Genomic DNA, 13,230 nt, shown 5'->3' with positions numbered 1-13,230 from the left:
CCACACAGTAATGGTAAAAAAATCGATTTCACTTTAAATTAATTGACTCCTAAAAAATGGTATTTTAAGTACAGGTGTATACTACTCCAGTTTCTGGAAAATGTAAATAAATATATTGTAAAGAAATATAAGGATTTCATAATATTGATATGCGAAGCGTACTAAAAAAGTTGGATACATCTACTTTTCTTTCGTTTGTTGAGTAACAACGCCCTTTTTCAACCGAAACACTAGATGTAGAATAGTCGTAGGATAAGAATCGTAAACTATAATGCGGGGGTAATGTCCCTTGGGAGGTATTTGATGTTTAGATGGAAGCGTGGCCCTGTCACTCTGTTCCAAAGTGATCTGTACATGACGAATTCACTTGTTATGGAGACGGACGATTGTGTGCTGGTAACCGATCCCTGCTGGCTGCCCCGTGAGGTGGAGGAAATCCGGCGATATGTAGACAACATCCTTGGCGCGAGAAGGCTGTTCCTGTTATTCACTCATTCTGATTTCGATCATATTATCGGATATGGGGCCTTCAGGGAAGCTGAAGTCATCGCAAGCAGGGCATTCGCGGACAAAAGCGCCGGGGAACGCGAAGATATTCTTGAACAGATCCGGGCATTCGAAGATAGTTATTATCTCAGGAGAGACTATGAAATCACGTATCCGCTGGTGGATCATGTGATGGAGCAGGATGGGCAGACGCTGGTATTCGGGGATTTGAAGCTGACGGGATATGCTGCGCCGGGCCATACGGATGATGGGCTATTTACTATAGTGGAGTCTGCCGGGCTGTTCATTGCCGGAGACTACTTGTCTGACGTGGAGTTCCCCTATATCTACGACAGCAGTCTGGCTTACGAAGCAACGCTCGGCAAGCTGGAGCAGATATTGGCCCGGCACCCGTTCACGCTGCTGGTCCCCGGACACGGGGAGGCAACGGACAGCAGCGTAGAACTGGAGCGGCGCAGGGAAGAGAGCCTGAAGTATATCCACAACATGCGTACGGCTGTAGCTTCAGGCATCCAGGAAACGGTTGATGCTCTGATCGAAGGCTGTGCGTTCCCGCGCAATATGTCCAACTTCCACCGCAGCAATCAGGAGCTGATCGCGAAGGAGCTGGCCGGAGAAGCGGAAGACTGACGCTGCAGTTACATATCCAGCTGGATTTTTCGAATATGAAGTACACCGTCAAGTCCGGTAGGGTCTGTACTGACCTTGCGGGAGACGAATTCTTCGGCCCGTTCGGAGGTGCGCAGGCGCAGCGGCTTGGTCTCCAGCTGGACCAGATCCCACATAACGTCTGCTACGGACTCTGCAGTCTGCGGTTCTACATTCCTTTTCAGGAAGGTCCCTGTGTAGGCATCAAGAATCGGCTTGTATTCATCTTCGAGGATGCCGCCGGTGTCTGCTACATGCCCAAGGACGGTCTTATTGAATTCTGTAGCGATGGCGCCAGGCTCAAGCAGGGTAATGTCGATATTGAATTGCGGCTTGTAATAGGTAGCCAGACTCTCCAGCAGTCCCTCCACCGCGAATTTACTGGCGCAGTAGATCTCGTTCATCGGTTGTCCAATGAGCCCGCCGACACTGGACGTAGCCACAATATGGCCGTAGCCGGTCTTGCGCAGCAGGGGCAGTGCAGCCCGGATCGTATGCATAACCCCGTACACATTAGTATCGAATATGCGCTCGATATCAGTGAATGGAGCTTGTCCAAGCGCCCGGAGATAGCCGAACCCGGCATTGCAGAACAGTACATCCAGCGTACCGTGCTCCTGGTCAATCTGGTCGATAACCCGCTGAATGCTGTCCGGCTGCGTAACCTCCAGTTCTACGAACTGCAGATTGTCCACATTGCGGTACAATTCCTGATCGCGCTCCAGATGGCGGGTGCCGGCGTAGACCGTCCAGCCTTCCTGTGCAAACTTCAGCGCGGACGCCAGGCCGATGCCGGATGATGCTCCGGTGATGCAGATGATTTTGCCCATAAGGGATACAGCCTCCATTGATTTGGAATTAAATTGCTTCTACCTTCATGATTTCGCACACATTATAGCATAAAGCAGCCGATGTTCTGGCAAGATGACATAAAGTTTGTTTTTTCGCGTATTTTTGACTCTGCCGAAGTTGCTATAATTGTTTTCGTTACGGTACACTATAACTAAAGGTCCTAATCGCCTGCGAATGGAGAGGAACAAGGAAACAATGGATGTATTCAAGCGTTACTTTGCAAATTTAACAGTCCGCCGCTTTTTAATTCTGGCACTGATTGGACTGCTGCTGTACAGTATTAGAGACATGCTGAATCTGGTGCTGCTTACGTTCCTGATTGCTTATGTAATGAACAGCTTTCAGGTGCTTTTGAGCAAAAGAATCGGCAAATATGTCAAGGTGAACAGCAAGGTAATCATTATTATTTTATACTTAGCGCTCATCACTATGATCGTACTGGCCCTTGTCAAATATCTGCCCAAGGTCTTCTCGCAGATTAAGCAATTAACCGCGTTTCTCGGAACACTAACCTCTGACGACATCCCACAGAACGAGATTATGCAGTATTTATTCAGCATGGTTAAGGAATTGAACTACCAGAGCTATTTGAATCAAGGCATTGAATACGTGTTCAAAATCAGTGACTGGGGAACTACGTTCGTCCTGTCAACGATTCTGAGCCTTGTCTTCATCCTGGAGAAGAACAGAATTGTCAGCTTCACCTCCCGCCTGAGAGACAGCAAGATCTCCTGGTTCTATGTAGAGCTTGAGTATTTCGGCAGGAAATTCATAGCCTCCTTCGGTAAAGTCATTGAAGCCCAGATCCTGATTGCGCTGTTCAATACTTTGTTCACGGTTGTCGGGTTATGGATCATGGGTTTCTTTTTCGAACCCTTCCCGTATCTCTTTGCGCTCGCCATTATGATCTTCATGCTCAGCCTGATTCCAGTGGTCGGCTTTGTCATTTCGCTTATTCCGCTATGCATCATCGGCTACAATACCGGCGGACTGGTGATGACGATCTACATACTGGCTATGATTGCCGTGCTGCATGTCATGGAAGGCTACTTCCTCAACCCTAAGCTGATGTCCTCCAAAATGAACCTTCCAATGTTCTACACCTTCATCGTGCTGCTGTTCTCCGAGCATTATATCGGCGTATGGGGACTGATTCTCGGCATTCCGATCTTCGTCTTTTTCCTGGATATTCTGGAGATTAGCCGTGATAAGCCGGGAACCTGAGGGATAAGGATATAAGGTGGAACAACGATAAATACACGATCCAATAGATAAATGACATACACAAACATATAAGAGATATTCATAATAGGTGATATTCAAACTGCTTATGGTTTGGGTATCACTTTTTATTAGGATTAAGGAGGATACGCAAAAATGATCAGATATCCGTCATTAGAAGCAGAAGCAGTTATAGGTGTGACAGCTCCTTCATCGGGAGTAGGGGAGGAACTGCGTGAACTGCTCGAGCTAGCCTGCAGCCGGCTGCAGGAGCAGGGTTATGGCGTGGTATGCGGAGCAACGGCGTGGACGCAGGATAAGGCCAAGTCTGCACCGGCAAGCGTGCGTGCGGCTGAATTCAATGCCATGATGGCCGATGACAGCATCGGGCTCATCATCCCGCCTTGGGGCGGGGAGCTGCTGATCGAGATTCTGGAGCAGGTAGATTTCGATCACATGAAGGTCAAATGGATTCTCGGTTACTCTGATATCAGTGTGCTGCTGCTGGCCGTTACTCTCCGGACAGGCATTGCCACTGCTCACGGCACCAATTTTATTGATTTACGTGGAAAAGAGACAGACCCGGTGACAGCTATGTGGGAATCCGTGCTGTCTACAGCAAGCGGGGAACCGGTACTTCAGCATTCCTCACAGCAGTACCAGCTGGAATGGGGAGGCGGTGAGCCTTCACCCCATGTGTTCAATCTTACCGAAATCACCAACTGGAAGACTGTAGGTAATCAGAACGTAACTATGCAGGGCCGGCTGCTCGGCGGCTGTATTGATGTAATCCGGCATCTCATCGGCACGCCGTATGGGGATGTGCGGCATTTCCGGCAGCATTACATCCAGAATGAGCCCATCCTGTGGTACCTGGAGAACTGTGAGCTGTCGGTAACGGATCTGCGCAGATCCCTGCTGCAGATGAAGCTGGCCGGCTGGTTCGACCATTGCAGCGGCCTGATGTTCGGCCGGAGCGCAGCTAACCGTCCTATGGAGAATTACACCGTGGAAGATGTCTATGAGGAGCTGGCCGGGGAGCTGGAGCTGCCGGTCATTTACGATATCGACTGCGGCCATCTGCCGCCGCAGCTTACGCTGGTGAACGGGGCTTTTGCGGAGGTGTTGGCTGGAGCAGGTAAAGGGACTGTGAAGCAGTATTTCCGGGCGTAATTGTAGAGGAGTTCCTTTTTGGCAAATCGTAATGAAATACATTATCGCCAAGGAGAGAATGAACCTGTCCAATACTTCAAATTAAAGAATAATTATAGCTAGCGTTAAGTACTTTTACACAGCTACCGCGGTGAACCGTACCATAAGTAGGGGCAAGTTTTTTGGAGAAAAACTCGCAGGAGCCTGTGTTTACAGCATGAGGGCCATAGGAGCAGGGGAGGTCACGTTCCGGTTGAAACGGTGCATAAACGCTCTTTTGCGAGTTTATTTGTACTACAGAGTATGTGATAAGATATTATTTCCTCATAACTATGGAATTTAGTATTTTATCTTTATTTTTATGCGGCAGATATAATAGAATGAAAAAGGAATAGAAATACGTTGAACATATGGGATATATAGGATAAAATAAAGCGGGCGGTGAAAACTGTTCCCTACTACGGGCATTGTACTCGTAGCTTAGCAGTTCGGAGGAATTTTAAATTGCCGCGTTATGTGCGGAGGAGAAGATCGCCCCATTGGACCGATCTAAAAAGAAGAGTTAAAAAGGCGATAATTCGCAAGAGAAAGTAGAACCTGTTAAAGCAGGGAATACAAAAACGTGTTCTGCCTAGTTTCGGTACGTGCCTTCATTATCTGGAGGTAGCGGATGAAAAAAGGTAAGAAGAACAAAAACAAAAAGAATAGCTTATTGGAGCAACTAATAACGGGCGTAGTGATCAGCGTAACTGCTGAATTAATCATTGCTCTCATTCATAAGCTGTTTCAATAAGGTTGAAGGGAAGAGGGAGCTGTAACCCCTCTTCTTTTCTTTATATTCTCAAAAAAATGTTGATTTTTAACTAATAGTGCTCTGAAACTATAGAACACTGTCTGGACCTCTGTCAAGATAGTAGACACAGATCATTAAGCAGCCTGGTATAGATGAAGCTGTTCATACTCCGTGGGAGTATGGTAATCAATGGAGAAATGAATACGCCGAGTATTGTAGAAAAACTCAATGTACTCGAAAATACTCTGCTTCGACTGTTCCCTAGTTTCATAGCGATTTAGGTAGATCAATTCCTTTTTGAATACACTATGCAGGGTCTGGACGTCCTCGGCCATAGGCCTGCTGTAGAGCGCTTATTACGAGCTCTTTCGTCATCCGCTCACCCATTTGCCATCCCACAATCTTACGGGAGTACAGATCCATGACGCTAGCCAGATACAACCAGCCTTCTCTCGTCCAGATGTAGGTAATGTCAGTTACCCATTTCTCTTCTGGCTTCGTAGCTTGAAACTCGCGGTTAAGAACGTTGTCCTGAGCAGGTAACCTTTTCTAAGGCCGCTCCTTTCAATATATTCTGTGTCTACTACTCAGTCTAATTTCAGTATACGTAATGATACGCAAATGAAAATTATGTAAGGGGGATCAAAATGAATGAAAGTTTTTTAGTATCTGCGATAAAGGCATTCTTTCAAAACTCGCCGTTAGCAATGTTTTATATTGTACTATCCCTTGTAGCCATTTGGATGTACAAACAGTTCCGGGCATATTTAATTGAGAATCAAAAAAGTACAATAGGAAAAACAGAGAAAGCAATAGAAGTATATTCTGAGCTTGAAGTAACGATTCGGAAAATATTACAGGGAAATATAATATCGACATCACTTGATGAATGTATTACCAAATCAAGTTCATATTTACCTTATGAATTATTAAAAAAATACTACAATAGGATGGAGACTGAAGAGGAGGTAGAAGGGGATAGAAATAGAAAGCTAAAAGAATTGCATCAGAAAGTAAAATACATCATTCCAGGTTGCTGCACCGCCATTGAATATTGGCATAACAAACCCGTAGCTGGCTTGTCCTACACCTTATTTGGAGATGACCAGCCCGTCTGCCGCCGAGAAATAAGCCATGGACGATACAGTAGTCGCTGCTGCCTGAACCTTAGAAGCCGGTAGCAACCCTATGCCCGATAACATTACGAGCGCGAGAAACAGACTCCAAACCTACGCGAGAACCGGAGCTCAGCCTTATACAATCGTTTCATACTTGCCCTCCTTTAAATTTCAAACTGTGGGCAGTCTGTTACGGCCGTCGGAACTGTTAAAATATAAAACGCAGATCGAGCACCGGGATGGTATCAGCTATCCGTTTTATGAGGATTTTGCGGGTTATGAGACTTGCGAAGCTGAGGCAATTAAGGATGTAGTGAACAAGGAAATTGAGCACGGTCTGTCGGTAATAACGGACGGTGAGTATTCGAAATTGATGTGGCATCTGGATTTTGTATGGGGCTTTGAAGGAGTTGAGCGGGAAGAACAAATCATTTTATCAAAAAAATTCAAGGAGTTCCACGAGCATGCCGGTGACCGTGAAACGAAGCTGTGTGTTCCATCACCGTCGCATATTTTTGGAGAGCTCTCCTGGTCTGACAACATTGGCGGCAAGGATGCCATTTACAAGAACAGACAGGAGCTGAAAGCCGGCCTCGTTAAGGCCTATAAGGAATTTGTGGGGGGATTCGCTGATCTTGGCGGCAAAATCATTCAGTTCGACGACTGCCTATGGGGGCTTTTTGCAGACGATAACCCGAACTCCCCCGGGAATTATGATTCCCGTAACATGGGCGGGGGCTCGTACGTTAAGATTGCCAACCTGTTTCTGAGGCAGCTGAAGTATGACCGCTTTTTCCTGGAGTGGGATGATGAGCGTGCGGGTTCGCTTGAGGCTCTCGCTGTCTTCAAGGATCGCCCGGATACCGAGATTATACTTAGCCTGCTGTCCTCCAAGACCAATACGCTGGATGATGAAGAGCGCGTAGTCAGACTGCTGAATGAAGCAGCGACGATTATTGATAAAGGCCGGCTGTTTCTCTCTCATCAATGCGGATTTGCCTCCTGCGACGGTGGTAATGAGCTGACAGAAGATGAGCAATGGGCGAAAATCAATCAAGGACAGCGGATTGCCAAGCAATATTGGCAGACCCAGTCTGTATAGGTAATGAAAAGGCCTATTCCATCCATAAGGAAGAATAGGCTTTTTTATTTTGGAAAAAGGGTATTTATAAAAAAAAAGTAAAGGGCTCTTTACATTTGAATAAAATGGAACTATGATATTAAAAAGAATATATAACAAGGAATGGTAAATATGGGAGTTGGTGATTCTCATCTAAAAAATCATATTATTGAGTTGCGTAATGAGAGGAGCTGGACGCAGCAGCAATTGGCAGATGCCCTGCAGGTTAGCCGGCAGACGGTAATTTCTATTGAGAAAAACAAATATATGCCATCCCTAAAGCTGGCTTTCCGCATTGCTGAAGTTTTTCAGAAAAGCATCTATGATGTGTTTGATTATAAAGGGGGGGATTAAAATGAGCTCTCTTTCTCTTATGAACTCCATCCTTGCAGTAGCAGGGTTTATGGCATTTATAGGAATCGTAATTTGTGTTTCCAAGATCCGAGATGAGCGGGGAATCTACATTTTAAACAAATTTTTTAAAGTTATGTTTCTTGTCTTATGCAGCAGCTTTTCACTGATCATATTCATTAGTTCTTGGGTAGACCTGAGTTATGATCAGTATAGAAATATGGTCACGATACTGTTTTCATTGTCCATCATAACTGGTTTTTTTATCTGGATTGGTTTATGGAAACAGAATTAAATGACGGATACAGCATCCGTCTTGGGAGGATTACAAATTGGACTTTTTAATTATTGATCAAATCTCTAAAAAAATGGGGAGCAAGGATATACTAAAGAATGTTAGTTTGTCAGTTCCGAAAGGGAAAATATTCGGACTGCTTGGACCGAACGGAGCCGGAAAGACAACCTTAATCAAGATCATGGTGGGTATGATGAAGATGAGTTCGGGTGATGTCCGCATCGGGGGCAGTTCCATTCAATCTGATTATAAAAATGCTATTGAAAGAACGGGTGCTGTGATAGAGAACCCGTCATTTTACGAAGAAATGACAGGATTCCAGAACTTGCGCTATATATCAGCCTTTCGTAAAAAGCTGGGCAAGGAAGACATCGTACGCCAGCTTAAGGCATTTGGATTGAATGAGAGTGCGAACAAACGGGTCAAGAAGTACTCGTTAGGTATGAAACAGCGCCTGGGTCTGGCGGTTTCGCTGCTGCATAATCCTGATCTGGTCATTTTGGATGAACCGACTAACGGATTGGACCCTCAAGGTATTATTGATCTACGTAAAATACTCAGAGAGCTTGCTGAGAAGCAAGGGAAAACAGTCTTTCTCTCCAGTCATTTATTATCCGAGGTGGAGATGTTGTGTGACTACTATGGTGTTATGAATAACGGAGAAATAGTGGAAATTAAAGAGAATCTCAGAATGATTAATGAGTTCCGCTATACTCTTTCATTCGAGCGGTTACATGTAGAACAAGCTAAACAGCTGTTAATAAAAGCCGGCCATAAAGTGGAGAATAACAACGGAGCGAATGATCTGGCATTTTTGTTACCTGAAGAACAAATTATGAGTGTAATCCACATGTTGAGGCAGCATGATATTGACGTGCTGAATATGAAACAGGGCAGAAAGACACTGGAGGAAGATTTTATTGAATTATTGAAAAGTGATAAGGGGGTAAGCTGATGCGGTTACTTAGAAATGAACTATATCGATTTTATAATAACCGTAACACATGGTTGATCACCATAATGCTATTCATCATTACTGTAGGATATGCAGTTTTAATTGGTTTCAGCAGCTCAGACATTACAAATGGGAATACAAACTGGAGATCCGGGATCGAGAATCAAATCAAGGAAGATCAGAAACAGATCGCTATTCTTCAGCCAAGCATGCCTATGCACCGTTTCCTCTCCGAACAAATCATAGTGAATCAATACAGGCTTGATCAGGATCTTGCCCCTTCGACCAAATATGACGTATTGACACTGATCAACGAACTAAGACCATTGACCACACTGATTACCTTGGTGGCTATTGTCTTTGCTGCTAATGCCATTTCCGCTGAATATTCAAAAGGAACTATTAAATTTGTAATAACCTCACCGATTCGCAGAGGAAGTTTCCTTCTGCTGAAATATATATCTACAGTAATAAATATTATCCTGTTGTTTGTGACATTCCTGATATTTGCATCATTATTGGGGTATGTGGGGCTGGGAACAGGTGGAAACAATTATTATCTTGCTTATCAGAATGGCGAGGTCATAAAGATGTCGATGACAGTCTATCTGTGTCTAAAGTATTTGGCAACACTTTTGACTATTATAATGATGGCAACCTTAGCCTTTGCTATATCCGTGTTGTTCAGAAATGCGTTGCTTTCAGTGAGTGTCTCCTTGCTGCTATATTTCACTGGAACTACGCTGACGCAATTTTTTGCAACGAAATATGATTGGACCAAATATTTGATTTTTACCAATTACGACTTATCTACATATTTAGATGGCACGCCAGTGATAGAGGGAATGAACCTTTCTTTTTCAGTGATTATCATGATAGTCTACTTTGTTGCGTTTATGGGAATCTCCTATCTCACTTTTACCAAAAGGGATATCACCGTTTAATAGTATTCCTTATCAGCCGTTGCCGGTATGCAGAAAAAAGCGCGTGAGGTTATCAGAGAAGTGATTCTGAGTACCTCGACGCGCTTAGATTGACTGATCAGAACTAGTTAAAATCATTGGGTGGGGCTAGATGAAGAATCTGCGGCAGTTTACCAGGAAAAGCTTCTTTGAGCAGTCCAAAGCCTACCCCGCTCCATCCAAGCATTAGGCCGACAGCCTCCACTCCGCGTGACACACCTCCATTCATTCTATACTTACTGTAATACTCCAGGAGCCTTCCGGAAAGGTCAGATACTGCTGTCTTTACAGCAGGATATTGGTCTGAGAAATTTCTTAGGATCTCAAGCTGCCCAAAATCTCCGTGGCAGAAGGATCTATTATTATCCAGACCTAATCTGAGCGTAGTCTCAATCCCGGCTTCAATTTCTGATTCCAGCATAGCATCGTGATAACCGCTTTCGCGTAAAATGTGACGGGAGAGCAGGATGCCGGGGGCTCCGTGGCACCAGGCAACGGAAAGCTGATCTCTTCCAATAGATCTCCAATTCTTTTCATCAGTTACGTACATACTTCTCTCAAATAACAAGCCTTCCTCAATCGTACGCCGGACCGTAGGATCTTCCATCAGTTTATTGTATTTGGCGAGTGCGGCCAAAATTCCTGAGGAGCCATGTGCAAAGCCGGTATAGAACTTCTGGTGATAAGGATCGCGCCAGGCGATGCCAACGGGCATTGCTGTTGCACTAGACTGTAAATGACGCACACATCGCTTCGCAAGCACAAGGATTTCCTGTTCTTTTTGCTGCTCATAAAGGGATAGAAGCACCATTAAGGCACCCGCAGCTCCTCCGGTAATATCAAATTGAGTATCCTTCTCAATCGATTCTCCAATCAGCGGTAGAAATTGCAGTGCAGCCTGGAACCATTCGGGACGCCGTTGGTTAACCGATGCGTGCTGCAGGAAGTATAGATAGCTTGTAATTCCAGTGAATCCGCCCAATTCTACATAAGGTGTCCAATCTATATCTTGTTTCTGCAGCTCGTGCAGTGAATCAATAACAGTATTTACGCATCGCACTGTAGCATCCTCAAACTGTCTATCCTCAGGAATTAGCTTGCCGAGATAGCTAAGGTAGAAGCCAATACCGGCTACACCGTTATATAAATCCAGGTTGACAGGAGATATCGTCCAGGAAATTTCATCAATACCTTTAATCATTGTGCTAATCCAGCTAATATCCTCACTGCCTTCGGCAGTAATGGATTGTTCCACAACATATCGACCAACTCTCTTTGAGCTATCTAGAATGTTGATTCCGTTCGCTTCTTCAACTGCAATGTGCCCGGTTTCTTTGCTTAAAGCCAGTGAATCTTTATGATGCTTTGCATTGAAGGAGGCCAGGATGGACATACGTATAACATGAATTTGCTCACTAAGGTCAGTTTCTGACAGGGAATGAATTTTATCTCTTACTCGGTCTAACGCCGACTTCTCAAAATAATCCATGACCAGTGTTTGATTCGTCAATTCCAAGTGTGTGCTGGAAGGAGAGGATAAGAAATAGGGAATATCCCCGTCCAAAAGATCAAGCAGTTCACTTTTTACGACATCGGCATTCGTGTTTTCATTCACAGGCTTCTCTAGTCTACTCATGAATACTTCCCGGTCAACCGCATCCCGCAGGAAGTCAGGATGGTAGCTTCGTTTAAGTAACAGGGCATAGACGGCTGTCGGCCGGATAATGGTTCTCACAGGACAAGCCTCAAATATTGTTAAAAGTGCAATGTAGGAGGATCTGTCTTGATAAATAAGTCGGTACACCTGCCGGAAGCCGTCCATAATGGAAGCTAGATAATCAACAATTTCAACAGGCTTACCCTCCAGCTTTGGCACATTCAGCGCCTCTTGAATTTCAAAAGAATCCTTGGCCAAATGCATGTCATCACGAAAAGACTGCTTAAGCTGATATGCCTCAAACGGTGCTTTTTGGGCTTCTTTCCCGCTAAGTCCGCTTAAGTCGAGCACCTTATTGCTATCTTTCTTCTCATAATAGGCGTTAAAAGGAAGAATTCCGGTTGAATTAACCGAACGGGTCAGTATGTATCGTGCTTTGGCAATAGCAGTATCCATAGAGATTTCAATGTATTTGCTCTGATGAAACAGAGATTCCAAGTCAATTAGCACCGGGTGATCCCCGCAGGCAATAATATTCTCATGATGAAAGTCAACAGCATCAATACTATACAGAATGGCCAGCAGTTGACCCAGCCGAATATAGTAGTCATTCAACTGCTCCAATGAGTCACATTCCCGGTACATAACAAAATTAGACCAACCATAGGTCCCACAATTAAGTATAGCGTTAGTGGCTAATTGCTTTAGCGGCTGTCTATGATTTATCCAACTTAGGATTTGCTGGAACTTGAGATCAACTTCATGGCTTCGGGGTTTGTATACAACCTTTTTGTTTCCAAAAGTAAGGATTGCCACCATTTTCCCTTTGTCATGGGAGTCTCCAAGACCAAGATCCAAATCGGTAAGTTCTCCGCTTACGCCAAAATAGTCTTTGATTTGTTCGGCGTCTGTTCCGAGGCGCTGTAACAATTCCGCGACGTTGTTTATCCAATAAGCCGTTTTAGTACATAGGATTCGGAGCAGCACCGGATATTCTTCAAAAAAGGATAGGATATAAGAGCGATCATTAAGGAAAGAGTCATTGAAGTTTAAATACCTTTTTTCAGACGTTTCGCCAGCCAGTTGCTCATGCACCCGTAATACGTTCAGTTCAAGAATTAGGGTTTGATAGGATATTTCCAACAGGGTTTCTTTTAAATGATACAGAGTCTTTTCTTTAACGGAGGCAGGAAGCAACACATTATAAGAAGCAAACTGGGAATCGGCTACATAAGCGAAGCGTGTTAGCAGAGCATCAAAAATAAGTGAGCTGTGATGCATTACATTCGTGGATTGAGGCTGGTTATAAGTGGCGAAAAAAAGGTCTTTTACATTCATCCAGTGATCATAGTGATATGCTTTGCCGGTATTCCATTCAATAAAGGGGGTTAAAGAGGACTTAGCGAGTAATTCCACACTGTCGCCGGTGAAGATTGAAATGGATTTGTTAAGCCAGTCCTGATCGTCATTAAACAATGTCCGCCAATAAGCAGACTTTTCCTGAATCTCCGCATTACTGATAGTTTCTGCAACAGGCTTTCTTTCATTATAGACAAAATATTTATTAGTCATGAGTTGGCACACACCTATTAAGTATTT

General features: G+C 44.4%; 12 protein-coding genes and 1 pseudogene. 9 read left to right on the top strand and 4 right to left on the bottom strand.

The features are described from left to right. Positions 1-303: 303 nt before the first annotated feature. A complete protein-coding gene (locus NSU14_RS30410) occupies positions 304-1,137 on the top strand; it encodes an MBL fold metallo-hydrolase (RefSeq protein ID WP_076243498.1) in 834 nt (277 codons plus the stop codon). A gap of 8 nt (positions 1,138-1,145) precedes the next feature. Here NSU14_RS30410 and NSU14_RS30405 read toward each other — a convergent pair whose 3' ends face one another. Then, positions 1,146-1,985: an SDR family oxidoreductase gene (locus tag NSU14_RS30405; protein WP_336102917.1), complete on the bottom strand. Its 840-nt coding sequence runs from the start codon at positions 1,983-1,985 to the stop codon at positions 1,146-1,148. A 217-nt stretch (positions 1,986-2,202) separates the two neighbouring features. Here NSU14_RS30405 and NSU14_RS30400 point away from each other — a divergent pair, with 217 nt between their 5' ends. The 3 genes from NSU14_RS30400 (at position 2,203) to NSU14_RS30390 (ending at position 5,173) form a co-directional block, all read left to right on the top strand. Continuing rightward, positions 2,203-3,231 carry an AI-2E family transporter gene (locus NSU14_RS30400; RefSeq protein ID WP_042132898.1) on the top strand — a complete coding sequence of 343 codons (1,029 nt, stop codon included), beginning with the start codon at positions 2,203-2,205 and terminating at the stop codon, positions 3,229-3,231. Between the two features lie 153 nt (positions 3,232-3,384). Then, on the top strand, positions 3,385-4,401 hold the full coding sequence (locus NSU14_RS30395) for a S66 family peptidase (protein ID WP_042132899.1): 1,017 nt from the start codon (positions 3,385-3,387) through the stop codon (positions 4,399-4,401). Between the two features lie 649 nt (positions 4,402-5,050). Continuing rightward, positions 5,051-5,173, top strand: a complete 123-nt coding sequence (locus NSU14_RS30390) for a hypothetical protein (RefSeq protein WP_256703813.1) — start codon at positions 5,051-5,053, stop codon at positions 5,171-5,173. A 134-nt stretch (positions 5,174-5,307) separates the two neighbouring features. Here NSU14_RS30390 and NSU14_RS36080 read toward each other — a convergent pair whose 3' ends face one another. Both NSU14_RS36080 and NSU14_RS36075 read right to left on the bottom strand, forming a co-directional pair. After that, on the bottom strand, positions 5,308-5,508 hold the full coding sequence (locus tag NSU14_RS36080) for an IS3 family transposase (RefSeq protein WP_445669771.1): 201 nt from the start codon (positions 5,506-5,508) through the stop codon (positions 5,308-5,310). Then, a pseudogene (locus NSU14_RS36075) lies at positions 5,480-5,701 on the bottom strand (DDE-type integrase/transposase/recombinase); the annotation flags it as partial. The pseudogene NSU14_RS36075 and the gene NSU14_RS36080, both read right to left, overlap by 29 nt. Before the next feature lie 119 nt (positions 5,702-5,820). Here NSU14_RS36075 and NSU14_RS30385 point away from each other — a divergent pair. From NSU14_RS30385 to NSU14_RS30365, 5 genes are all read left to right on the top strand, one after another. Next, complete coding sequence (locus NSU14_RS30385; RefSeq protein WP_340948274.1) at positions 5,821-6,354, top strand: hypothetical protein; 534 nt, start codon at positions 5,821-5,823, stop codon at positions 6,352-6,354. Between the two features lie 115 nt (positions 6,355-6,469). Continuing rightward, complete coding sequence (locus NSU14_RS30380) at positions 6,470-7,393, top strand: cobalamin-independent methionine synthase II family protein (protein ID WP_340948273.1); 924 nt, start codon at positions 6,470-6,472, stop codon at positions 7,391-7,393. A gap of 150 nt (positions 7,394-7,543) precedes the next feature. Then, positions 7,544-7,765 carry a helix-turn-helix transcriptional regulator gene (locus tag NSU14_RS30375; RefSeq protein WP_445670102.1) on the top strand — a complete coding sequence of 74 codons (222 nt, stop codon included), beginning with the start codon at positions 7,544-7,546 and terminating at the stop codon, positions 7,763-7,765. Between the two features lie 329 nt (positions 7,766-8,094). Beyond that, entirely contained in the window at positions 8,095-9,012 is a 918-nt protein-coding gene (locus NSU14_RS30370) for an ABC transporter ATP-binding protein (protein ID WP_336102913.1), read from the top strand. Continuing rightward, the gene (locus NSU14_RS30365) at positions 9,012-9,956 is read left to right on the top strand and encodes an ABC transporter permease subunit (RefSeq protein WP_042132904.1); all 945 of its coding nucleotides are present in this window, start codon (positions 9,012-9,014) and stop codon (positions 9,954-9,956) included. The genes NSU14_RS30370 and NSU14_RS30365 overlap by 1 nt, the downstream gene beginning before the upstream one ends. 103 nt (positions 9,957-10,059) lie before the next feature. Here the strand turns inward: NSU14_RS30365 and NSU14_RS30360 are convergent, their stop codons facing one another. After that, positions 10,060-13,203: a type 2 lanthipeptide synthetase LanM family protein gene (locus NSU14_RS30360; protein ID WP_340948271.1), complete on the bottom strand. Its 3,144-nt coding sequence runs from the start codon at positions 13,201-13,203 to the stop codon at positions 10,060-10,062. Positions 13,204-13,230: the final 27 nt, after the last annotated feature.

Source organism: Paenibacillus sp. FSL R10-2771 (genome assembly GCF_038000205.1).
GTDB classification, from domain to species: Bacteria; Bacillota; Bacilli; order Paenibacillales; family Paenibacillaceae; genus Paenibacillus_AQ; species Paenibacillus_AQ phytohabitans.
This window is presented reverse-complemented; position numbering and strand designations above follow the sequence as displayed.